We start from the raw sequence: 24,112 nt of genomic DNA, 5'->3' as shown, positions 1-24,112 counted from the left end.
GTTGTTGCTACAATCCAGTCTATTTTTGGTGCTTTTGGCACATCTCGACGCAAGTCTTTCACACTCATCCCGGAGAAAACTCTATGGCAATTAAAGTTGCAATTAACGGTTATGGTCGTATCGGTCGCAATGTCATGCGCGCTTTGTACGAGTCAGGTCGCACCAACGAGATCCAAGTTGTCGCTATTAACGATTTGGGCGATTCCAAAACCAACGCGCACTTGACCAAATACGATACCGTACATGGTAAATTTCCATTCGATGTGTCTGTCGACGGCGATTACATCGTGATCAACGGCGACAAAATTCGCGTATTTGCCGAAAGAGATCCTGCCAAATTGCCTTGGGCTGAGTTGGGTATTGACGTTGTGCACGAGTGTACCGGTTTCTTTACCAGCAAAGCTAAAGCGTCCGCGCACATCACTGCCGGCGCAAAAAAAGTCATCATTTCTGCTCCTGGCGGCAATGATGTCGATGCAACCATTGTTTACGGTGTTAACCACCAAACCCTGAAAGCATCCGACACCGTTATCTCCAATGCCTCTTGCACCACCAACTGCTTGGCGCCATTAGTCAAGCCTTTGATGGACACCATCGGTGTTGATCACGGTTTGATGACGACCATCCACTCGTATACTAACGACCAAGTGTTGACCGACGTATACCACAGCGACTTGCACCGCGCGCGTTCCGCTACGCAATCCATGATCCCCACCAAAACCGGTGCGGCAGCGGCGGTTGGTTTGGTATTGCCGGAAATGAAAGGCAAACTCGACGGTTTTGCGATGCGTGTACCGACCATCAATGTTTCTGTGGTGGATTTGTGCTTTCAGGCATCACGTAACACTACTAAAGAAGAAATCGACGGCATTTTGCGCGAAGCGGCTGCCGGTCCATTGAAAGGCATTTTGGCGATCAACGACGAGCCATTGGTGTCTATGGACTTCAACCACAACCCACATTCTTCAATCTACGAAGCGGGTCTGACCAAAGTCACCGGCGGCAATTTCGTGAAAGTCCTGTCCTGGTACGACAACGAATGGGGTTTTTCAAACCGTATGCTCGATACCACGGTTGCTTTGTTCAACGCTAAATAAGGGTTTACATGCTGCTACGAAGAACGAAAATCCTGGCTACGCTGGGACCTGCTACGGACAAGCCCGGTGTACTTGAAGAGTTGTTCGAGGCTGGAATCGATGTTGTAAGGCTTAATTTCTCGCACGGTTCGGCGCAGGATCATATTGATCGCGCCAACCGCGTTCGCGAATTAAGCAAGAAAACCGGCCGCAGGGTCGGTATTCTGGCTGATTTGCAAGGTCCCAAAATCCGTATCGAACGCTTCAAAGACAACAAAGTCTGGCTGGAAGAAGGTCAGGATTTTGCCTTGGATATTAATCTGGGCAAACTTGACGGAGATAATACCCAAGTGGGTATCAGCTACGAACCTTTGGCTCGCGAAGTTAAACCCGGTACCCGTTTGTTGCTGGACGATGGCCGGGTAGTCCTGGATGTGGTCGATGTGATCGACAATACCCGCGTCAACACGAAAGTGGTAGTGGGCGGCGATTTGTCCAACAACAAAGGTATCAATTTGTTGGGCGGCGGCTTGTCTGCAGCGGCCTTGACCGATAAGGACAAGGAAGACATCAAAACCATTGCGGTGATTCAAGCCGATTACGTGGCGATCTCCTTCCCGCGCACCGCAGCTGATATGAACGAAGCCCGTGAGCTTTTGCAAGCAGCCGGTTCTTACGCCGGCTTGGTTGCCAAGGTAGAGCGTGCGGAAGCCATGGAAGTTATCGACGAAATCATCTTGGCCTCTGACGCGATCATGGTCGCGCGTGGCGACTTGGGGGTTGAAATCGGCGACGCCAATCTGCCAGCCGCTCAAAAACTGCTGATCAGTCGTTCGCGCGAACTGAACCGGGCCGTGATTACCGCGACACAGATGATGGAATCGATGATCGAGAATCCGATCCCAACCCGTGCGGAAGTATTTGATGTGGCCAACGCTATTGTCGACGGTACCGATGCGATCATGTTGTCCGCGGAAACTGCCTCCGGCAAGCATCCGGTGAAAACCGTGCAAGCCATGGTGCGTATCTGTCTGGAAACGGAAAAGCAACCTAGCGTGACCAAATCCATGCACCGGATGACCGACAAGTTCGAACGGATGGACGAAGCCATTGCGATGTCTGCAATGTATATGGCGAACCATACCAAAATCGCCGGGATAGCGTCTTTGACCGAATCGGGCTCCACGCCGCTATGGATGTCGCGGATTAGCTCGGATATTCCTATCTTTGCCTTCAGCAGCCAGGAACGCACCCTGGGTCGTGTGACCCTTTACAAAGGTGTATTCCCCATTCCGTTTGCCAAAGAGAAGATGGAATCGGTCAGCGTAACCGACAGTCTGATTAAGGCTTTGAAAGTCCGTGGTGTCGTAAAAGCGGGCGATGCGCTGATTCGCACCAAAGGCGATTTGACCGGCGCCAGCGGCGGCACTAACTCCCTGAAAGTTATCATCGTCACCGACTAATTTTTTAGTCGGCTTGCCTTGTTTCGCGGCGTTCGGTTTATCCGGACGCCGCGTCTTCAACCTATTCTAAGCAGCATCCAGTTTGGCATAAGCCAGCATCAGCCATTTGATGCCCGCGTTGCGGAAGTTGATTTGCACCCGTTCCTGTTCGCCTTCGCCTTCCATTTGCAGGACCACGCCTTCGCCGAATTTCTCGTGCCTGACAGGCTGGCCCAGTTTGTAAGTACCCTTGCTGCCCAGGCTTTTGGTTTGCGATGCGCTATTGGTCGCCGGTCTGCTGACGTTGGCGCGTAACCTGATTTCCTGAATTGATTCCTGCGGTAGTTCGCGCAAAAACCGTGAGGCGCGCGGATAGCTGTCTTTGCCGTACAGGCGCCGGGATTCGGCGTGGGTCAGATACAGCTGTTGCATCGCTCGAGTTATGCCGACGTAGCACAGGCGGCGCTCTTCCTGTAACCGGCTGGCGTCGTCCAGCGCTTGCTGAGAAGGGAATAGGCCTTCTTCTAAGCCCACTAGAAATACCAGCTTGAACTCCAAACCCTTGGCCGAATGTAGCGTCATTAACTGCACGCAATCTTCATCGACTTCGCCTTGCATTTCACCGGCTTCCAATGCGGCGTGCGCTAAAAACATGTCCAACTCGCCCATGTTCTCGGCGTTTTCACTATCGTAGTCGAACAAGCGCGCGGCGTTGACCAGTTCCTCCAGGTTTTCTACCCGGGCTTCGCCTTTGTCTTGTTTTTCTTTCTTATAAAGTTCGATCAGGCCGCTGGTCTCGACTACTTGTTTGACGGTTTCATGCAGACTCAGCTCTTTCGTCGTTTCGCCGAGCGCAAGAATCAGGTTTAAAAAGCCGCGCAAAGCATTCGCTGCGCGGGCCGGCAACTGATTTTTCTCCAACATCACCAAGGCTGCTTGCCATAGCGACAGCTGTTGTTCGCGGGCCAGAATCCGCATGTCGTCTAGGGTCTTGGCGCCGATGCCTCGGGTTGGCGTATTCACTACCCGTTCAAAGGAAGGATCGTCGTGTGGATTAGTCGACAAACGCAGATAGGCGAGGGCGTTTTTGATTTCCATGCGCTCGAAAAAGCGTAGGCCGCCGTAAACCCGGTAGGGCGTGGCGGTGGTCATCAAGCGTTCTTCGAATTGCCGCGATTGGGCGTTGGAGCGATACAGAATCGCTGTGTCGCTACGCAAGCCGCCATCCTTAACCCATTGCCGAATTTTCTCGACCACGAAATAGGCTTCGTCTTGCTCGTTAAACGCCGAATATAGAGAAATGGCCTGGCCTTCACCGGCATCGGTCCATAATTCCTTTCCCATCCGGTTGTCGTTGTTGGCGATCAAGGTATTGGCGGCTTTCAGGATATGGCCGCTGGAGCGATAGTTCTGCTCCAGGCGGACGATGCCGTGTTCGGGATAATGCTTTTGGAAATTGAAGATGTTTTCGATTTTGGCACCGCGCCAGCCGTAGATCGATTGATCGTCGTCGCCGACCACGAATAGATTGTTGTTGCCTTCGGTGAGTAAGCGCAGCCAGGCGTATTGAATGGTGTTGGTGTCCTGGAATTCGTCGACATGGACTTGTACGAAGCGCTGCCGATAAAACGCCAATAAATCTTCGTTATCGCGCAGCAATTCGTGAGCTCTGAGCAGTAATTCGGCAAAATCCACCAGGCCGGAGCGTTGGCATACTTCTTCGTACGCCAGATAAACTTGCTTCATCTGCCGGTTATAAAAATCGCCGCTGTCCTGCATGTGCTTGGCGCGGATGCCTTCGTCTTTTTGCGCATTGATAAACCATTGCGCTTGCTTGGGCGGCCATTTGCTGTCGTCCAGATTCAGGTTTTTCATCAGCCGTTTGATGATGCGCAATTGGTCGTCGCTGTCCATTACCTGGAAGGTTTCCGGCAGATTGGCTTGCTTGGCGTGTTGCCGCAGTAAACGGTGAGCCAGGCCGTGGAAAGTGCCTATCCACATGGCGCGGGCTGGAGTCTCCAGTAACTCTTCGATACGGTTGCGCATTTCGTTGGCGGCTTTGTTGGTAAACGTTACCGCCAGGATGTTATAAGGCGAAATCTGGTTGACCTGGATGTGCCAAGCGATGCGATGGACCAGCACCCGGGTTTTGCCGCTACCGGCGCCGGCCAGTACCAGCATGGCTTGCATCGGGGCAGAAACGGCCAGACGTTGATCGTCGTTTAGAGAGGTGATGATAGAAGAGACGTCCATTTTTTATAACTTGCAGATTTTGAAGAGCTGTGTATATTTGCTTGCCTTTAAGGGAAAGCCGTGCGTCGGGACTAATAACTACAACACAGAGAGGATTGGAAATGAGCTTCGATTATAAACGTTTGATCAAATTTGAGCACAACATCGGCGAGAAAGATAAGAAAGTCCGCATGGTTTCAGGGGTGGTACTGCTGAGCGTTTCGCTGTTTACCGCCAGCATATTGATGTTGTTGGTTGGTTTGGCCTTGGTTGCGACCAGTTATTCAGGCTGGTGCCCGGCATATTCGAGTTTGGATAAAAATACCTTGGGTAGCAATACGGCTTCCGAGGGCTAATCAGCCTTAGTTGCTGGCTCCGAATCCGCGATTCCGGCGCGGATTCGGATTCAAGAGACTTTGTTAATCTTGTTTGTTGTATTCGCCTTCGATAATAGTCTGCGAATTGCGTGCTTGTTGAAATACCGGGCCCACCTGGGTTTGCAGCAAATGGTGCTCGATGATGTACTGAGCAATCTTTCTGCGTAAGGTCGGGATTAGGCAAGCGAAGCCGAGCATGTCGGTGAAAAATCCCGGTGTCAATAACAGCGCTCCGCCTACCAGCAAAATGGGGCCTTCGATCATTTCATAAGCCGGAATTTCGCCTTGCGCCAACCCGGACTGGAAGCGCTGCCAGGTGGCGAAGCCTTGACGACGCAGCAGCCAAGCACCCAGTACCGCCGTAAACACCACCAATAGAATAGTGGGGAAGGCGCCGATCAAGCCGCCAACTTGCAATAGCACGTAAATTTCCACAAACGGCACGATCAAAAAAGCGATAAACATAATTTGCATGGTTTTCATGGTCAGCTCGGTTGCGGTAAAAAGCCGCTAATACTAAGAGCATCTTGGTGCAATTTCCAGGATAATATCGCGATGTATCAATTGATTCTTTGTACCTGCCCGGATGTAGAGGTTGCCGACAAGCTTGCCGGCGTTCTCATCAGCCAAAAATTAGCCGCCTGCGTCAATATACTGCCGGGTGTGCGTTCGGTTTATGAGTGGCAGGGCCAAATCGAAACCGCTCAGGAACATTTGCTACTCATCAAAAGTCATCAAGACCGTTATGCGGCGATTGAGGCGACCTTGAAAAGCCTACACCCCTACCAACTCCCGGAAATTATTGCGGTTGCGATAGAACGCGGCTCGCTGGACTATTTGAAATGGATAGACTCATGCCTTGGCATCGACTGATTTTATTATGTTTGTTGGCTGTTTTTTGGCGCACTGCGGCGGCGCTCGATAGTCAGGATTTTTTGCCACCGGAGCAAGCATTTAAGTTAACGGCCACAGCAGGCACCGCCGATAAAGTCGAATTGCACTGGCAGATAGTCGAAGGCTACCACCTGTATCGGGATAAAACCAAGTTTCAATCGCAGACCGAAGCGATTCAACTGGGTCAGGCAGTCATGCCGGATGGACTTGTTGAGCATGATCCGAGTTTGGGCGAAGTGTCGGTCTATCGAAATGCGCTCGACGTGGTGTTGCCGTTGATTAATCCAAACCGTCAAACCCAACTGAAGCTGTTGGTTAAATATCAGGGGTGTGCTGATGCCGGCGTCTGTTATCCCCCGCAAAAAGTGCTGCTGGATGTTGCCTTGCCGTTAGCGCCGCCCGCTGCAAATAGCGGAGCGCTTAATCAATTTGTGAAAGGCTTAAAGGGCTTGACGCCGGGTTTGTTTTCAGAGGAGTTGTTGCCGCCGGAGCAAGCGTTTCAGTTCTTCGCCAGTCTGAAAGATCCAAATACCGTGCAAGCGAGCTGGCAAATAGCCGAAGGTTATTACCTATACAAAGATAAGTTGTCGCTTAAATTGCAGGGTGTTTCGCAGACGCAATTGACGCCTTTGCAGCTTCCGGAAGGGGCCGCCTACCACGATGCGGAATTTGGCCAGGTGCAAATCTACCGCAGTCAGATCAGCATCGACGTACCGCTACTACGCGGAAGCTCGGCGGCCGAAACGATCAAATTGCTGGCAAAGTTTCAAGGTTGTGCCGACCGTGGGGTCTGCTATCCGCCGATGCAAGCCGAAGCGAGTTTGGACTTGCCGGCTGCGGACGCCTTGGCACCAGTCAAGCCGGCTGCGGTAGCCGAGTTGTCGGAGCAGGACAAAATCGTCAATGCTTTGCGACATGATAGTTTAGCGCTGACTTTATTCAGTTTTTTTGGATTCGGTTTGCTGTTGGCCTTTACGCCCTGTGTATTTCCGATGATCCCCATTTTATCCGGGATCATCGTCGGTCACGGCGACCAAATCGGCACCCGTAAGGCATTTTTGTTGTCCTTGAGCTACGTGTTTGCCTCGGCTTTGATGTACACCGTATTTGGTGTGCTGGCAGCCTTGTTCGGCAGCAACCTGCAAGCCACATTTCAAGAGCCTTGGGTGATCGCGGTGTTTTCGGGCTTGTTCGTGCTGTTATCGCTATCAATGTTTGGTTTTTACCATTTGGAGTTGCCCAAGTCCTTGCAATCAGTCTTGCATCACTCTAGCGATAAGCATCGCGACGGCTCTTATCTTGGCGCTGGCATTATGGGGGCGCTATCGTCGCTGATCGTAGGGCCTTGCGTGGCAGCTCCGTTGGCGGCGGCACTGATTTATATCGGTCAGACTGGCGATGTGGTGTTGGGCGGTTCGGCTTTGTTCTTGATGGGGCTTGGCATGGGGGCACCCTTACTGCTGTTGGGAGCGTCTGCCGGCAAGCTGTTGCCAAAAGCCGGGTCTTGGCTGAATTCCACTAAGGCGGTGTTCGGCGTAGCCATGCTGGCCGTGGCGGTGTGGATGCTGTCGCGGATTTTGCCGGCAGCGGTGACGATGTTTTTATGGTCTTTGTTGTTGGTTATTCCGGCTATCTTTCTGGGCGCCATCGATCCTCTGCCGGAATCGGCCTCGGGTTGGCGCAAGCTTTGGAAAGGGCTGGGTATCATCATGCTGGTGTTTGGCGTCTTGCAATTGATCGGCTTGAGTGCTGGAAACAGCAATCCGCTTCAGCCGCTGCAAGGAATGGGCTTTAATGCCCAGGCCCAGCCCGCTGCAGGTCTAAGCTTTCAGCGGGTGGCTTCGGTCGCAGAATTAGAGCAACGCATCCAGCAGGCGTCGGCCAGCGGCAAACCGGTGATGCTGGATTTCTATGCCGACTGGTGTATTTCCTGTAAAGAAATGGAGGCTTATACCTTTACGGATCCACAGGTAAAGCAGCAATTGGCGAACTTCGTGGTGTTGCAGGCCGACGTGACGGCGAATAATGAGGCAGATAAAGCCTTATTAAAACGCTTCGCACTGTTTGGGCCACCTGGCATTATATTTTTCGGCGCCGATGGGCAGGAACGGGCAGGGCAGCGCGTGATTGGCTATCAGGATGCCGCTACTTTTTTAAAAACCTTGCAACAACTATGAATAAGAAAATTATACTTACGGTGGTCGCCATAGCTTTTATTGGTTTAGCGGCGGGTCTGTTTGCCAGACAATATTTTTCTGCTACCGAGACCAGTCAACCGGCGCCGCAACTGAATTTCAGTTTGCCTGATCTGGCGGATCAGCCGCAGTCGGTCTCGCAATGGCAAGGCAAAATTTTAATTATCAATTTTTGGGCAACCTGGTGTCCGCCATGTTTGAAGGAAATTCCCGAGTTCATAAAACTTCAGGACGAGTATAAAGACAAAGGCGTGCAATTTGTCGGCATAGCCATTGAAGAGAAGCAGCCAGTAGAAGATTACCTGAAACGTATCAAGATCAATTATCCGGTATTGATTGGTGGCGAAGGGGCCACGATGTTGGCTCAACAGCTGGGTAATGTAATCAATACTGTGCCGTTCACAGTAATCATTAACCAACAAGGGCAAATTGTGCATCATCAGTTGGGCGAATTGACGCGAGAGAAAGTGTTGGAAGTGATTGGGCCGTTGTTGACGGCAAAATGACTGAAAAATCGGTAAAACGCTGTCTAATGAAGTGAAAAGCGGTTTATCTGGACAAAAACCTACAAATTAGGCAGAATTCCTTTTTGTTTAGTATTTTTGTTCAGCATCGGCAATGGCAAACCTCACTGTTCTCAATGGACCCAATTTAAATCTGTTAGGCATTCGAGAACCAGGGTTATACGGTAATAAAACATTGCAGAGTATCCAGCAGGCAATGGAGCAATTGGCCCAAACCCTTGGGCATCAATTAAGCTTTATGCAAAGCAATGCCGAGCACGAAATTATTGAACACATACATCAAGCTTATCGGCAGGGTGTCGATTTTATCATTATCAATCCTGCCGCATTTACTCATACCAGCGTGGCTATTCGTGATGCCTTGCTGGCAACCAAGATTGCATTCATAGAAGTACATTTATCGAACGTGCATGCCCGTGAGCCTTTCAGGAAGCATTCGTATTTTTCGGATATCGCCGTTGGCGTTATTTGCGGATTGGGGGCGAACGGTTACCAATTGGCTTTGCAAGCCGCTCATCAGATATTACTAGAGAGAACTCAGAACAATGGATATTAGAAAAATAAAAAAACTGATTGATCTTATCGAGGAATCCGATATTGCAGAAATTGAGATTCGTGAGGGCGAAGAATCAGTAAAAATCAGCCGTTATTCGGCGGCTGCGCCCGTGCAATATGCAGCGCCGGTTGCTGCGCCCGTGGCCGCCGCAGCGCCGGTTGTTGCGGCCGCTCCAGTTGAAGAAAAAGTCAGTGGTCATGTGGTTAAGTCGCCCATGGTCGGTACCTTTTACCGTTCGGCGTCGCCCGGTTCTGCGTCGTTTGTCGAGATTGGTCAGTCGGTTAGCAATGGTCAAACCTTGTGCATTATCGAAGCCATGAAAATTTTGAATCAGATCGAAGCGGATAAAAGCGGCAAAATCAAACAAATTCTGGTTGAAAACGGCCATCCGGTCGAATACGGCCAACCTTTGTTCATCATCGAATAACCGACAAAGGGGCTGGACTAATGTTTGAGAAAATTGTTATCGCCAATCGCGGCGAAATTGCTTTGCGTATTTTGCGGGCCTGTCGCGAATTGGGCATCAAAACCGTGGCGGTGTATTCCGAAGCGGACCGCGATTTAAAACACGTAAGATTGGCCGACGAAGCTGTCTGTATTGGGCCTGCCGCGTCCGCCGGCAGCTACTTGAATATCCCGGCAATTATCAGTGCCGCCGAAGTGACAGATGCCGAAGCCATCCATCCCGGTTACGGATTCTTATCCGAAAACGCCGATTTTTCGGAGAAAGTCAGTCAAAGTGGCTTTGTTTTTATCGGTCCGAGGCCTGAAACCATTCGGATGATGGGTGACAAGATCGCCGCAAAAAAAGCCATGCAGGCAGCGGGTATCCCTTGTGTGCCGGGTAACGGCGATCCTTTGGGGGAAGATGATGAAACCAATCTGAAAATGGCGCGGGAAATTGGTTACCCGGTCATTATCAAAGCGGCTGGTGGTGGAGGCGGTCGCGGTATGCGCACTGTGCATACCGAAAGTGCTTTGGTGAATGCGATTGCAATGACCAAGGCTGAAGCCGGTACCGCGTTCGGTAATAGCACCGTCTACATGGAAAAATTTCTGGAAGATCCGCGTCATATCGAATTTCAGGTGTTGGCGGACTCGCACGGCAATGCGATACATTTGGGTGAACGCGATTGCTCAATGCAGCGCCGCCATCAAAAAGTCGTCGAAGAAGCCCCTGCTCCTGGCATTACCGAAGAGCAACGTAAGCAGATGGGTGAGCGTTGCGCGCTGGCTTGTCAGGAAATCGGTTATCTAGGTGCGGGGACTTTCGAGTTTCTCTACGAGAAAGGTCAATTTTATTTCATAGAAATGAACACGCGGGTGCAAGTCGAGCATCCGGTCACCGAGATGATTACCGGTTTCGATATTGTCAAGGAGCAACTTCGGATTGCTGCTGGCGAGCCTTTGTCCATCACGCAAGAGCAGGTGAAGTTTACCGGTCATGCAATCGAATGTCGGCTAAATGCCGAAGATCCGAAAACCTTTATGCCTAGCCCAGGGGTGATCGATCAATTCCATATGCCAGGCGGGCCTGGCATCCGTTGCGAAACGCACATTTATAATGGCTATAAAGTGCCGCCGTATTACGATTCCATGATTGGTAAGTTGATTGCGCACGGCGACGATAGGGCGAGCGCGATCGCCCGGATGAAGACCGCGCTGAGCGAAATGGTGATAGACGGCATCAAAACCAATATCCCATTGCAACAAAGCATCATGGCTGACGCGGCGTTCGCCCAGGGTGGGCAAAATATCCATTATCTGGAAAAGAAATTGGGTATCCATTAATTCGGCTTGGGCGAGGAGATTAATAAAGTGGCGTCTCCTTTCCCAGCTAAAAGCTTTTTATAACTATGGCCTGGCATCAGCTTTCCGTTATCACCGACGAAACCACCGCTCCCGACATATCGGAGTTTTTCAGCGAACTGGGCGCGGTTTCGGTGACTTACAGCGACGCCGATGATGAGCCGGTGTACGAGCCGGCCATCGATCAAACAAAAATCTGGACCCGTACCCGGGTCACCGCCTTGTTCGAGCTCGATACTGATCCGGATATCGTACGCAACTTGCTGTTCAATCAATTCATAGGTCAGCCCTTGCAGGAATGGATAGCTGAGGTTTTGCAGGATCAGGCATGGGAACGGGCGTGGATGGAGCATTTCCAGGCAATGAAGTTTGCCAATCGTTTGTGGATTTGTCCCAGTGGTCAGGAACAGCACGAGCCCGGCACGGTTTGCATGACTTTGGATCCGGGCTTGGCGTTCGGTACTGGAACGCATCCGACTACTGCATTATGTTTGGAGTGGTTGGCCGGTAACGATATTAAAGACAAAGTATTAATCGACTACGGTTGTGGCTCGGGGATTCTTGCCGTGGCCGCGCTGTTATTGGGCGCCAAGCAGGCGCATGCGGTGGATATCGATCCGCAAGCGTTGACCGCCAGTCAATACAACGCCGAAAAAAACCAGGTACAGCAACGAATCGATTATTATCTGCCCGAACAGTTTTCCGCGTTTGCAGCTGATCTGGTACTCGCCAATATTCTCGCTAAACCGCTGATTGAGCTGGCCGCAACTATTGGCGCATTTGTCAGGCCGGGCGGGCAGTTGGTTTTGTCGGGAATTTTGAACGAACAAGCCGAATCTGTAGCAGCAGCTTATCGCGAGCAGGGCTTCGTTGTTGCGCCGCCGGTCAGTCAGGAAGACTGGTGTCGATTGGACGCCTATAAAACTGACTGAATAGATGTATAGCCGATGTCCGCATTGCGCTAAGCAGCACGAAGTTACCGTCGAGCATTTGCGGCAATCGCGTGGGTTGTTGGATTGTAAGGTATGCGGCAATTCTTTCGATGCGTTGCGATTCCTTAGTGAAGATGAGGATGTGGTGCTAGCGGATGAGTCGCCATATCCGGATGATCAAATTTCAGAAAAGCGGCCGCAGACTCCGGCGGTTTGGTTTGTCGCAACCAACTTGGCGTTGCTGTTATTGCTGGCGCAAATCCTGTATTTCGAGGGCTATCGTTTAACTATGCAGCCGCAGTTCAGGGCGGGTTTGGATAAAGTCTGTGCAGCCTTTGCTTGCCGGTTAGCGACGTATAAAAATATTGAGGAATTCAGCGTTTCGCATAGCGATTTGCGGGTTCAGAGCGATAGCAGCTATTTGTTTAGCGCCGTGCTTAGCAATCAGGCACCATTTGCGCAAGTGGCGCCGGATTTGAAGTTGAGTGTGTTGAATTTTAATGGACAGGTTATTGCAGAGCGGGTGTTTCGCACTACAGAGTACCTGTTAAGACCAACGGGACTAGCCCCAGAGCAGACGGTCGAAATCCGTTTGGCTATTGTGGCGCCTGCCGCGTCAATTGGCGGTTACACCTTTACCTTACTTTAGGGCAATATGAGCTACCCGGAACTGTTTCTGAAAAAAAACGAAGACAAACGCCTGCGGCAAGGGCATTTGTGGGTGTTCAGTAACGAGGTTGATAGCCAGCGCAGCCCATTGGAGCATTTTACGGCCGGCGACCTAGTCCTTGTCCACGATTCCGGCGGTAAGGCTTTGGGCATAGCTTATGTCAATCCTCATGCACTCATTTGCGCGCGCTTGTTGACGCGTAAAACCAATATCAAAATCAGTGAAAGTTTTTTTAAAGCGCGCTTGATTCAAGCTTTGGGTTTACGCGAGCGCTTGTTCGATAGACCCTATTATCGCTTGGTGTTTGGCGAAAGCGATGGCCTACCGGGCTTGGTGGTTGACCGCTTCGGCGCTGTGCTTTCCGTGCAAATTACTACTGCGGGAATGGAGCGGTATAAGGATTTGCTGGTCAAGGTTCTACTTGAGCTGCTGGCGCCAACCGCTATTCTGCTGAAAAACGATAATAGTCAGCGCCAGTTGGAAAGTCTGTCCTTGGAACCGGAACTGGCTCACGGTGAATTGCCTGAGCAGTTAATAATCGAAGAAAACGGCCTACGTTTTATAGTCAATGTCGCAGAGGGCCAGAAAACCGGCTGGTTTTACGATCATCGCAACAGCAGGGCGCAGCTTGCGCAAGCTTGTCATGGTTTAAAGGTGTTGGATTTATTCAGTTATGCTGGCGCCTGGGGTATTCCCGCCGCAGTGGCAGGCGCTGCGGAAGTGTGTTGTGTGGATAGTTCAGAGAGCGCGTTGGCTTTAGCCGCGGCTAGTGCCGAGTTGAATCAGGTGCGGGATAAAATGCAATTCGTGCGCAGTGACGTCTTCGAGTTTTTGAAGCAAGCACGTGAACAGCAGCAGCATTACGACGCGATCATACTGGATCCGCCAGCGCTGATTAAACGCAAAAAGGATTTCAAAGCCGGGTATGAAGCCTATCGACGCTTGAATCATTTGGCGCTACAAGTTTTGTCGAATAATGGTATTTTGGTCTCGGCGTCATGTTCGCATCATTTGAGTAGAGATAATCTGCATGAAATTCTGCGCTCTTCGGCGCGCCACATTGATCGACACCTGGTGTTTTTCGGTGCCGGTAGTCAAGGCCCGGATCATCCGATTCATCCCGCCTTGCCGGAGACCGATTATTTGAAAACCTTTTTTTGTGCAGTATCCAGCCGGCTATAGTCAATCATGGTGGATTCCAAGCCCCAATGCGGTTTGTGCGGTCAGCGGGTGTTGATTCCCGGTTTTGAGCTCAATACTTTGCTGGGCGAAAAAAAATTCTGTTGCGAAGGTTGTCGCAGCATTTTTCAACTGCTCAATAGCGAGCAAATAATAATAACGACTCCAGAGGAGAAAGAAACATGAAAGCCTGCGAATCTTGTGCAGACCGCGTCAATATCGGCTGCCATCATAAACAGATGCCGGTAATATCCAGAGCTATCGGTTTGCTGTTTATCTATTTGCCGATTTTGACCTTGCCGTTTGTGATTACCAGTGCTTATTTGACTTATTTCAGTCTGAAATTGGTCGGTGCGGAAAATGTCAAAAAATGGGGAGATTTTTTACCGGCCAGGGCGAGTCACCGGTATGATTTAAAAAATCAGATTACGATGGACGGATCATTCAAATTCAGCATGGCGCAATCGAAATTATTCTGGATTTTGAATTGCACTTGGTATTGTCCGGTGAGCGTGGGCTTATTCGAATGGCATGCTTACTTGGTGAAGGTGGTGGAAAACTGGTGGTGTCCATTTACCCATGACCGTAAAAACAGCTACACAGACGGTGCTATCGATCAATCTTTTTGGCATATTTACCCTGAAGAAAAAGCTAAATTGAATGAAGAAGACAAAAGAAACCCGATTTTCACTGTCGACCCCGATGCCTAAAGGTATGTTATTTGCCCGTAATGATGTGTCACTTGGCTTTAATAAAGCTCGGGGATAATGGTTAGATTTACCGGTCAGCGCTATTGCGATTGCTCGGGTTAGTAAGTAGGACCAAATTTCCATACCGCGTAACAAATAGTGCCGGTATGGGAGAAATTTAAACATCAATTCTTATTTTCGACACGGAATGAATACAGAGAATACGAAACCGGCCATTGTCTGGTCATTATGGGGTGCGGCTTTATTGCTGCTGTGCGTGGTGTTCAGAGATAGCCTTATCGAAATGGCGACGACATGGACTAACGTCGAAGAATACAGCCACGGCTTTTTCATCCCTGTCATCACCATTTATCTGCTGTGGGCGCGGCGCGGCGAACTGGTTTTGGTCGAAGGATTTAATGCATCGCTGCCCGGGCTTGGCATTATAGGCTTAGGATTGATTCTTTTTATTCTGGGCGGGTTGGCAACCATAAAAACCATGGAGCAGTATGCGTTTCTGGTGGTTTTGACGGGGATGTTTGCCAGTGCTTTTGGTCTACGCGGGTTGCGGGTTGGCGCTATCCCCCTGTTGTTTCTAATTTTCATGGTGCCGTTTCCATCCTTCATACTGAATAACTTGTCTTCAAAGCTGCAATTGATTTCGTCCTGGCTGGGCGTGGAATTCATACGGGCTTGCGACATCATGGTTTACCTGGAAGGGAATGTTATCGATTTGGGCAGCTATAAGTTGCAAGTGGTCGATGCCTGTAGCGGATTGCGTTATTTGTTTCCGTTGGCCAGTTTGGCTTTTCTGTGCGCATATTTGTTTAAAGGCCCTTTCTGGCAGAAATTGCTGATTTTTCTGTCCTCGATGCCGTTGACTATTTTCATGAACAGTTTCCGGATAGGTGTCATCGGGGTCCTGGTCGATAACTGGGGTACGGAGATGGCTGAAGGGTTTCTACATGATTTCGAAGGCTGGGCGGTGTTTTTACTCTGCATGCTGCTGCTATTTATCGAGATGTGGGTGTTTAGCCGAATTAGCGGTAGGAAACTGGCAATGGGCGAACTAGTGCAGATTCCGGAAGAATGGAGCCACACGGCAAGTCGAAATATTGCCGCGATATTGAACAAATCGGTTTTCGCTGTGCTGCTATTGCTTTGTATAGGCGCAGGCGCTTCAGAGGTCTTTAAGGGGCGAGAAGACATCATTCCAGCGCGAAAAGCGTTTTTAACATTTCCGACAACGTTGGGAAGTTGGCAAGGACGGAATGACTATTTAACCCAATTTTATCTAAACGAGTTGAAATTGACGGATTATGTCATTGTCAATTTCGTTCAGCCTGAAACCCGGAACAGCGTTAATTTTTACAGCGCGTATTACCAGTCTCAACGTAAGGGCGCCGTGGTGCATTCGCCACGCAGTTGTATTCCTGGAGATGGTTGGCAGATTAGCAGTTTCGAACAGCGAGAGTTCGCTGATTTGCAACTGGATGGCCAGGCATTGCAGCTTAATCGGGCCATCATCCAAAAAGGCGAAAGCAGGCAATTAGTGTATTTTTGGTTTCAACAGCGCGGCCGGATGATAACCAACGAATATATGGTCAAATGGTATTTATTTTATGATGCCATCACTATGAATCGCACCGACGGGGCGTTGATTCGCTTGGTAACCCCTGTGGACAAGGCGGAAGATATTGTCGTCGCCGACAAACGGCTGCATCTATTTTTAAAAGATTTGTTGCCTGAGTTGCCCTCCTATTTGCCGGGTAAGGTCATTGAGCCCGTTTATTCGGCTTTGCCGGGCTAACCAATCAAGACGTCGGTTTAATTGACCGACGACTTTAAGGCCGTTTTACGTCGAATTGACTCAAAAGAAAAGGAGCTGTAAATGAGTAGAAAAAAAGCATTGATCACTGGCATAACCGGGCAAGACGGATCCTATCTTGCCGAGTTTTTGTTGGAAAAAGACTATGAAGTGCATGGCATCAAACGGCGCTCTTCATTATTTAATACCGAGCGCGTCGATCATATCTATCAAGACCCGCATATCAAAGATCCGCAATTTTTTCTTCATTATGGCGATTTGACGGATAGTTCGAATCTCACCCGTATCCTTAGCGAAATTCGTCCGGATGAAGTCTACAACTTGGGTGCCATGAGCCACGTCGCTGTATCGTTCGAATCTCCCGAATATACCGCAGACGTTGATGCTATGGGTACATTACGGCTTTTGGAAGCCATTCGTTTTCTCGGTATGGAGAAAACTACGCGTTTTTACCAGGCATCAACTTCCGAATTGTACGGTTTGGTCCAGGAAATACCGCAAAAAGAGACTACGCCGTTTTATCCCCGTTCGCCTTATGCGGTAGCCAAACTCTACGCCTATTGGATCACCGTTAATTACCGTGAAGCCTACGGTATGTATGCGTGTAACGGTATTTTGTTCAACCACGAATCGCCGCGCCGAGGCGAAACTTTCGTGACACGTAAGATTACTCGCGGTCTCAGCAACATCGCTATTGGCTTGGACAAATGTCTGTATATGGGCAATATGGATTCGCTCAGGGATTGGGGGCATGCCAAGGATTATGTACGGATGCAATGGATGATGTTGCAGCAAGACCAGCCCGAGGATTTTGTGATAGCCACTGGCGTGCAGTATTCGGTAAGACAATTTATCGAAATGTCGGCTAAAGAATTGGGTGTGTCTATTCGTTGGGAAGGCGTGGGAGTAGACGAAAAGGGTTATATCGATGCTATTGCCGGTGACAAAGCGCCTGGAATGGCGGTTGGTCAAAACATCGTCGCTATCGATCCGCGCTATTTTAGACCGGCCGAAGTGGAAACGCTGTTGGGTGACCCTAGTAATGCTAAGAACAAATTAGGTTGGGTACCGCAAATTACCTTACAGGAAATGGTATCCGAAATGGTGGCTTATGATCTTGAGCAAGCGCAGAAGCATGCTTTGCTGAAAAATCAGGGCTATAACGTGGCGGTCAGTAGGGAGTAACGGTATGCTCGATAAGCAAGATAAAATTTATCTAGCGGGCCATCGAGGTATGGTAGGTTCGGCTATTTATCGGCAATTGATTGAGGCCGGTTATCAAAATATTGTGGTGCGTACGCATGCTGAATTGGATTTGACCGATCAAACGGCTGTGCGGGTCTTCATGGAACAAGAACGTCCGGATCAGGTGATTCTCGCGGCGGCCAAGGTCGGCGGTATTCATGCAAACAATGAATATCCTGCCGAATTTATCTATCAAAATCTGATGATGGAAGCCAATGTGGTTCATCAGACTTGGCGGGTTGGATGCAAGCAACTGCTGTTTTTGGGTAGCTCTTGTATCTATCCGAAATTCGCTGAGCAGCCGATGCGAGAAAGTGCGCTGTTGACAGGCGTTTTAGAGTCGACCAATGAGCCCTATGCAATTTCCAAGATTGCCGGGATTAAGTTGTGTGAGTCATATAACCGGCAGTACGGCGTAGATTATCGGTCGGTGATGCCGACCAATTTGTATGGTGAAAACGATAATTTTCACTTGCAAAATAGCCATGTTATCCCGGCATTAATCAGAAAGTTTCATGATGCCAAGATTAGTAATTCTCCGACTGTCACCGTGTGGGGAACCGGCAAGGCTATGCGCGAATTTTTGCACGTCGAGGATATGGCGGCTGCTTGTCTGCACGTGATGGCCTTGGGCAAAGAGCAATATCAATCTTGCACTGAACCCATGCTGTCGCATTTGAATGTTGGAACGGGCGATGATGTAACTGTTCGCGAATTGGCTGAAACGGTCAAAGCTGTTGTTAGTTATCAAGGTCAAATTAGCTGGGACAGTACCAAGCCGGATGGTACTCCGCGAAAACTGATGGATGTCTCAAAGCTTAAATCTTTGGGTTGGCAACCAAAGATACCACTGAAAAAAGGTTTGGAGCTTACCTATCAATGGTTTATAGAGCATCAAGGCCAGTTTAAGGCAGAATAGTCTTGCCCAAATCCCTGCGCCGGCCACGCATGTTTATCAGGTAGGCAAAAGAAAATTTGCGCGGATAGAAATAATATCTTGACGCGGGGTGTATGGGTGATTAAAATGCGCGGCTCTTCACTGCTTTAGCTTTTTGGGTTTGGCGGTGAAGGAGTCGGCTGGGTTCGGCGGGTTTAAGGTTGTGAGTGGCGGGTTTGTTTTGAGTGTTTCGGTTTTTGAAATGGCTTAAAAATAAATTTGACAGGAACTGAAAACGCTGTAGAATATGTCGGCTCAACAGGGCGAAATGCTCTGGCTCTTTAACAAACGAAATCGAAATAATTTGTGTGGGTATGTGTAGCGACTATGTGCTGTTTAAAAATAGTCGACACAGAAACCACGTCAATTCGCAAGAAAAGATGTTCTGTAGTCGAGCCAAGATTGGTCACTAATCTTATTTAGTGACAAGTTAAAATTAAACTGAAGAGTTTGATCATGGCTCAGATTGAACGCTGGCGGTATGCTTAACACATGCAAGTCGAACGGTAGCAGGCCTTCGGGCGCTGACGAGTGGCGGACGGGTGAGTAATGCATAGGAATCTGCCTATTAGTGGGGGACAACGTGGGGAAACTCACGCTAATACCGCATACGCCCTACGGGGGAAAGCTGGGGATCTTCGGACCTGGCGCTAATAGATGAGCCTATGTTGGATTAGCTAGTTGGTAGGGTAAAGGCCTACCAAGGCGACGATCCATAGCTGGTCTGAGAGGATGATCAGCCACACTGGGACTGAGACACGGCCCAGACTCCTACGGGAGGCAGCAGTGGGGAATATTGGACAATGGGCGAAAGCCTGATCCAGCAATACCGCGTGTGTGAAGAAGGCCTGAGGGTTGTAAAGCACTTTCAATAGGAAGGAATACCTGCCGGTTAATACCCGGTAGACTGACATTACCTATACAAGAAGCACCGGCTAACTCCGTGCCAGCAGCCGCGGTAATACGGAGGGTGCAAGCGTTAATCGGAATTACTGGGCGTAAAGCGTGCGTAGGCGGTTGTTTAAGTCAGATGTGAAAGCCCTGGGCTTAACCTGGGAACTGCATTTGATACTGGGCAACTAGAGTTTAGTAGAGGGGAGTGGAATTTCAGGTGTAGCGGTGAAATGCGTAGAGATCTGAAGGAACACCAGTGGCGAAGGCGGCTCCCTGGACTAAAACTGACGCTGAGGTACGAAAGCGTGGGTAGCAAACAGGATTAGATACCCTGGTAGTCCACGCCGTAAACGATGTCAACTAACTGTTGGGTTCTTAAAGAACTTAGTAGTGGAGCTAACGTATTAAGTTGACCGCCTGGGGAGTACGGCCGCAAGGCTAAAACTCAAATGAATTGACGGGGGCCCGCACAAGCGGTGGAGCATGTGGTTTAATTCGATGCAACGCGAAGAACCTTACCTACCCTTGACATCCAGAGAATCTGTTAGAGATAGCGGAGTGCCTTCGGGAGCTCTGAGACAGGTGCTGCATGGCTGTCGTCAGCTCGTGTTGTGAAATGTTGGGTTAAGTCCCGTAACGAGCGCAACCCTTATCCTTAGTTGCCAGCGGGTCATGCCGGGAACTCTAGGGAGACTGCCGGTGATAAACCGGAGGAAGGTGGGGACGACGTCAAGTCATCATGGCCCTTATGGGTAGGGCTACACACGTGCTACAATGGCCGGTACAGAGGGCTGCGAACTCGCGAGAGTAAGCGAATCCCAAAAAGCCGGTCCCAGTCCGGATCGCAGTCTGCAACTCGACTGCGTGAAGTCGGAATCGCTAGTAATCGCGGATCAGAATGCCGCGGTGAATACGTTCCCGGGCCTTGTACACACCGCCCGTCACACCATGGGAGTGGGTTGCAAAAGAAGTAGGTAGTTTAACCTTCGGGAGGGCGCTTACCACTTTGTGATTCATGACTGGGGTGAAGTCGTAACAAGGTAGCCCTAGGGGAACCTGGGGCTGGATCACCTCCTTACAAAGACGGCACACCGTTACACGTACTCACAACAAATTATTTCGATTGAAAGACGCACCTGGGTCTGTAGCTCAGTTGGTTAGAGCGCACCCCTGATAAGGGTGAGGTCGGAGGTTCAACTCCTCCCAGACCCACCAACGCATAAAAGGCGAAAGCAATAAGGCGGAAAACGATCAGACAACACTCCTGGTTAGAAATGGGTAGGGTTGTGCATAGTTGGATTCCGGCTTGAGTCTTGGTCTTTAGTCTGTTTTAGGGGCCATAGCTCAGCTGGGAGAGCGCCTGCCTTGCACGCAGGAGGTCGGGAGTTCGATCCTCCCTGGCTCCACCATCACGCTGAACGCTGAGGGTAAACCAGTTCGTCAAATGTAAGCACTTGGATGTGGACATCAGCGCTATACGGTTTTATCGCATGATAAAGACTGTATAGCATTGGTATTCGTACCGATAGCTCTTTAACAATATGGAAATCTGTAACTATAGTAACGATCAGCAATGATCGAAACTGAAACGAGTTGCGGTTTGAATGAAGTCAATGTCGAAAGATAAAGATGGAAAGCAAGCAGCATGTCGTTCTCAAGCAGAAAAAATCAGCGAAAATGTCAGCTGACAGTATAACCAAAGTACAGACGTATTCGGGTTATATGGTCAAGTGAATAAGCGCATACGGTGAATGCCTAGGCAGTAAGAGGCGATGAAGGACGTTGTAGCATGCGAAAAGCTTTGGGGAGCCTGCAAACCGGCTGTGATCCAGAGATGTCCGAATGGGGAAACCCGGCGTGCATCAGCACGTCATCTTTGAGTGAATACATAGCTCACTGAAGCGAACCCGGAGAACTGAAACATCTAAGTACCCGGAGGAAAAGAAATCAACCGAGATTCCCTAAGTAGTGGCGAGCGAACGGGGACTAGCCCTTAAGCTAGGATAAGGTTAGTGGAACGGTCTGGAAAGTCCGGCGATACAGGGTGATAGCCCCGTACACGAAAACCTTTTTTTAGTGAAATCGAGTAGGTCGGAGCACGTGAAACTTTGACTGAATATGGGGGGACCATCCTCCAAGGCTAAATACTCCTTACTGACCGATAGTGAACTAGTACCGTGAGGGAAAGGCGAAAAGAACCGCGGAGAGCGGAGTGAAATAGAACCTGAAACCGTATGCGTACAAGCAGTGGGAGCCCCTTCGTGGGGTGACTGCGTACCTTTTGTATAATGGGTCAGCGACTTACATTTTGTGGCAAGCTTAACCGAATAGGGGAGGCGTAGCGAAAGCGAGTCTTAATAGGGCGTTTAGTCGCAAGGTGTAGACCCGAAACCGGGCGATCTATCCATGGCCAGGCTGAAGGTTGGGTAATACTAACTGGAGGGCCGAACCCACGTCTGTTGAAAAAGACGGGGATGAGCTGTGGATCGGAGTGAAAGGCTAATCAAGCTCGGAGATAGCTGGTTCTCCTCGAAAGCTATTTAGGTAGCGCCTCGTGTATCACTGCTGGGGGTAGAGCACTGTTTCGGCTAGGGGGTCATCCCGACTTACCAACCCGATGCAAACTCCGAATACCAGCAAGTGCAAGCACGGGAGACACACGGCGGGTGATAAGGTCCGTCGTGAAAAGGGAAACAGCCCAGACCGTCAGCTAAGGTCCCCAAATCTATGCTCAGTGGGAAACGATGTGGAAAGGCACAGACAGCCAGGAGGTTGGCTTAGAAGCAGCCATCCTTTAAAGAAAGCGTAATAGCTCACTGGTCGAGTCGGTCTGCGCGGAAGATTTACCGGGGCTAAGCATAGTACCGAAGCTACGGATTTACGCGTTAAGCGTGAGTGGTAGAGGAGCGTTCCGTACGCCTGCGAAGGTTCATTGAGAAGTGGGCTGGAGGTATCGGAAGTGCGAATGCTGACATAAGTAACGATAAAGGGGGTGAAAAACCCCCTCGCCGAAAACCCAAGGTTTCCTGCGCAACGTTAATCGACGCAGGGTTAGTCGGCACCTAAGGCGAGGCTGAAAAGCGTAGTCGATGGAAAACAGGTTAATATTCCTGTACCAGTAGTAACTGCGATGGGGTGACGGAGAAGGCTATATCAGCTGTCGGTTGGAAGTGGCAGTTTAAGCAGGTAGGCATGCATCTTAGGCAAATCCGGGGTGCTTTATGCCGAGACGTGATGACGAGCGGTTCGAAAGAACAGCGAAGTGATAGATGCCCTGCTTCCAGGAAAAACCTCTAAGCTTCAGGTTACTAGTGGCCGTACCCTAAACCGACACAGGTGGGTGGGATGAAAATTCTAAGGCGCTTGAGAGAACCCAGGTGAAGGAACTAGGCAAAATGATACCGTAACTTCGGGAGAAGGTATGCCCTCATTACGTGAAGGTCCTCGCGACTGGAGCGGAAGGGGGTTGCAAAAAATCGGTGGCTGCGACTGTTTAGCAAAAACATAGCACTCTGCAAACACGAAAGTGGACGTATAGGGTGTGACGCCTGCCCGGTGCTGGAAGGTTAATTGATGGGGTTATCTTCGGAGAAGCTCTTGATCGAAGCCCCAGTAAACGGCGGCCGTAACTATAACGGTCCTAAGGTAGCGAAATTCCTTGTCGGGTAAGTTCCGACCTGCACGAATGGCGTAACGATGGCCACACTGTCTCCACCTGGGACTCAGTGAAATTGAAATCGCTGTGAAGATGCAGTGTACCCGCGGCTAGACGGAAAGACCCCGTGCACCTTTACTATAGCTTGACACTGGACTTTGAACCTACTTGTGTAGGATAGGTGGGAGGCTTTGAAGCGGGAACGCCAGTTCTCGTGGAGCCAACCTTGAAATACCACCCTGGTATGTTTGGAGTTCTAACCTCGACCCGTTATCCGGGTTAGGGACAGTGTCTGGTGGGTAGTTTGACTGGGGCGGTCTCCTCCTAAAGAGTAACGGAGGAGCACGAAGGTACCCTCAGCCTGGTCGGAAATCAGGCAATGAGTGCAAAGGCATAAGGGTGCTTGACTGCGAGACGGACAAGTCGAGCAGGTACGAAAGTAGGTCTTAGTGATCCGGTGGTTCTGTATGGAAGGGCCATCGCTCAACGGATAAAAGGTACGCCGGGGATAACAGGCTGATACCGCCCAAGAGTTCATATCGACGGCGGTGTTTGGCACCTCGATGTCGGCTCATCACATCCTGGGGCTGAAGCAGGTCCCAAGGGTATGGCTGTTCGCCATTTAAAGTGGTACGCGAGCTGGGTTCAGAACGTCGTGAGACAGTTCGGTCCCTATCTGCCGTGGGCGTTTGAGATTTGAGGGAAGCTGCTCCTAGTACGAGAGGACCGGAGTGGACGAACCTCTGGTGTTCCGGTTGTCATGCCAATGGCATTGCCGGGTAGCCACGTTCGGACAGGATAACCGCTGAAAGCATCTAAGCGGGAAGCCCCTCCCAAGATGAGATCTCACTGGGACTTTAAGTCCCCTGAAGGGCCGTCGGAGACTACGACGTTGATAGGCACGGTGTGGAAGCGCAGTAATGTGTGAAGCTAACGTGTACTAATTGCCCGTGAGGCTTGACCATATAACACCCAATG

Annotated in this window: 18 protein-coding genes, 2 tRNA genes and 2 rRNA genes; 20 read left to right on the top strand and 2 right to left on the bottom strand. The window is 50.2% G+C overall.

The window, feature by feature from the left end; translation table 11 throughout:
• The first annotated feature begins 83 nt into the window (after positions 1-83).
• Positions 84-1,097 (top strand): type I glyceraldehyde-3-phosphate dehydrogenase, encoded by a 1,014-nt coding sequence (gap, locus tag METH11B_RS0107030; RefSeq protein WP_020482577.1) that lies wholly within the window; start codon positions 84-86, stop codon positions 1,095-1,097.
• A gap of 8 nt (positions 1,098-1,105) precedes the next feature.
• Complete coding sequence (gene pyk, locus METH11B_RS0107025; protein ID WP_036275681.1) at positions 1,106-2,539, top strand: pyruvate kinase; 1,434 nt, start codon at positions 1,106-1,108, stop codon at positions 2,537-2,539.
• A 66-nt stretch (positions 2,540-2,605) separates the two neighbouring features.
• Here the strand turns inward: pyk and uvrD are convergent, their stop codons facing one another.
• Complete coding sequence (gene uvrD / locus METH11B_RS0107020; RefSeq protein WP_026601412.1) at positions 2,606-4,771, bottom strand: DNA helicase II; 2,166 nt, start codon at positions 4,769-4,771, stop codon at positions 2,606-2,608.
• Positions 4,772-4,872: 101 nt separating this feature from the next.
• Here uvrD and METH11B_RS0107015 point away from each other — a divergent pair, with 101 nt between their 5' ends.
• Positions 4,873-5,106 carry a YgaP family membrane protein gene (locus METH11B_RS0107015; protein ID WP_026601411.1) on the top strand — a complete coding sequence of 78 codons (234 nt, stop codon included), beginning with the start codon at positions 4,873-4,875 and terminating at the stop codon, positions 5,104-5,106.
• A 63-nt stretch (positions 5,107-5,169) separates the two neighbouring features.
• Here the strand turns inward: METH11B_RS0107015 and METH11B_RS0107010 are convergent, their stop codons facing one another.
• Positions 5,170-5,610 carry an FxsA family protein gene (locus METH11B_RS0107010; RefSeq protein WP_026601410.1) on the bottom strand — a complete coding sequence of 147 codons (441 nt, stop codon included), beginning with the start codon at positions 5,608-5,610 and terminating at the stop codon, positions 5,170-5,172.
• A gap of 72 nt (positions 5,611-5,682) precedes the next feature.
• On the opposite strand from METH11B_RS0107010, the gene cutA reads away from it, so the two are divergent.
• From cutA to METH11B_RS0106920, 17 genes are all read left to right on the top strand, one after another.
• Positions 5,683-6,000 (top strand): divalent-cation tolerance protein CutA, encoded by a 318-nt coding sequence (cutA, locus tag METH11B_RS0107005; protein ID WP_026601409.1) that lies wholly within the window; start codon positions 5,683-5,685, stop codon positions 5,998-6,000.
• Positions 5,982-8,198, top strand: a complete 2,217-nt coding sequence (locus METH11B_RS0107000; RefSeq protein WP_026601408.1) for a protein-disulfide reductase DsbD — start codon at positions 5,982-5,984, stop codon at positions 8,196-8,198. The genes cutA and METH11B_RS0107000 overlap by 19 nt, the downstream gene beginning before the upstream one ends.
• Complete coding sequence (locus tag METH11B_RS0106995; protein WP_026601407.1) at positions 8,195-8,722, top strand: TlpA family protein disulfide reductase; 528 nt, start codon at positions 8,195-8,197, stop codon at positions 8,720-8,722. The genes METH11B_RS0107000 and METH11B_RS0106995 overlap by 4 nt, the downstream gene beginning before the upstream one ends.
• A 112-nt stretch (positions 8,723-8,834) precedes the next feature.
• Positions 8,835-9,296, top strand: coding sequence for a type II 3-dehydroquinate dehydratase (gene aroQ / locus METH11B_RS26350; protein WP_036275680.1), 462 nt, complete (start codon positions 8,835-8,837; stop codon positions 9,294-9,296).
• Entirely contained in the window at positions 9,286-9,723 is a 438-nt protein-coding gene (gene accB / locus METH11B_RS0106985; RefSeq protein WP_026601405.1) for an acetyl-CoA carboxylase biotin carboxyl carrier protein, read from the top strand. The genes aroQ and accB overlap by 11 nt, the downstream gene beginning before the upstream one ends.
• Before the next feature lie 20 nt (positions 9,724-9,743).
• Positions 9,744-11,087, top strand: coding sequence for an acetyl-CoA carboxylase biotin carboxylase subunit (accC, locus tag METH11B_RS0106980; protein WP_026601404.1), 1,344 nt, complete (start codon positions 9,744-9,746; stop codon positions 11,085-11,087).
• Between the two features lie 65 nt (positions 11,088-11,152).
• Positions 11,153-12,037 carry a 50S ribosomal protein L11 methyltransferase gene (gene prmA / locus METH11B_RS0106975; RefSeq protein ID WP_026601403.1) on the top strand — a complete coding sequence of 295 codons (885 nt, stop codon included), beginning with the start codon at positions 11,153-11,155 and terminating at the stop codon, positions 12,035-12,037.
• Positions 12,038-12,041: 4 nt separating this feature from the next.
• Positions 12,042-12,686: a zinc-ribbon and DUF3426 domain-containing protein gene (locus tag METH11B_RS27685; RefSeq protein WP_026601402.1), complete on the top strand. Its 645-nt coding sequence runs from the start codon at positions 12,042-12,044 to the stop codon at positions 12,684-12,686.
• 6 nt (positions 12,687-12,692) lie between these two features.
• Positions 12,693-13,889 carry a class I SAM-dependent rRNA methyltransferase gene (locus METH11B_RS0106965; RefSeq protein ID WP_026601401.1) on the top strand — a complete coding sequence of 399 codons (1,197 nt, stop codon included), beginning with the start codon at positions 12,693-12,695 and terminating at the stop codon, positions 13,887-13,889.
• 179 nt (positions 13,890-14,068) lie between these two features.
• The gene (locus METH11B_RS0106955; protein ID WP_020482562.1) at positions 14,069-14,596 is read left to right on the top strand and encodes a hypothetical protein; all 528 of its coding nucleotides are present in this window, start codon (positions 14,069-14,071) and stop codon (positions 14,594-14,596) included.
• A gap of 187 nt (positions 14,597-14,783) precedes the next feature.
• Entirely contained in the window at positions 14,784-16,385 is a 1,602-nt protein-coding gene (gene xrtD, locus METH11B_RS0106950; protein ID WP_026601400.1) for a VPLPA-CTERM-specific exosortase XrtD, read from the top strand.
• A gap of 81 nt (positions 16,386-16,466) precedes the next feature.
• Positions 16,467-17,588, top strand: a complete 1,122-nt coding sequence (gene gmd, locus METH11B_RS0106945; protein ID WP_026601399.1) for a GDP-mannose 4,6-dehydratase — start codon at positions 16,467-16,469, stop codon at positions 17,586-17,588.
• Between the two features lie 4 nt (positions 17,589-17,592).
• Positions 17,593-18,567, top strand: a complete 975-nt coding sequence (gene fcl / locus METH11B_RS0106940; protein WP_026601398.1) for a GDP-L-fucose synthase — start codon at positions 17,593-17,595, stop codon at positions 18,565-18,567.
• 456 nt (positions 18,568-19,023) lie between these two features.
• A 16S ribosomal RNA gene (locus METH11B_RS0106935) occupies positions 19,024-20,557 on the top strand.
• A gap of 60 nt (positions 20,558-20,617) precedes the next feature.
• Positions 20,618-20,694, top strand: a tRNA-Ile gene (locus tag METH11B_RS0106930).
• A 118-nt stretch (positions 20,695-20,812) separates the two neighbouring features.
• Positions 20,813-20,888 (top strand) — tRNA-Ala (locus METH11B_RS0106925).
• A 315-nt stretch (positions 20,889-21,203) separates the two neighbouring features.
• Positions 21,204-24,099, top strand: a 23S ribosomal RNA gene (locus METH11B_RS0106920).
• Together the 16S and 23S rRNA genes with 2 tRNA genes alongside form the textbook arrangement of a ribosomal RNA operon.
• Positions 24,100-24,112 lie beyond the last annotated feature (13 nt).

The sequence above is a fragment of the Methylomonas sp. 11b genome (assembly GCF_000515215.1).
Lineage (GTDB): Bacteria > Pseudomonadota > Gammaproteobacteria > Methylococcales > Methylomonadaceae > Methylomonas.
The sequence above is the reverse complement of the archived record's forward strand: the minus strand, read 5'-3'. Positions and strand labels throughout refer to the sequence as shown.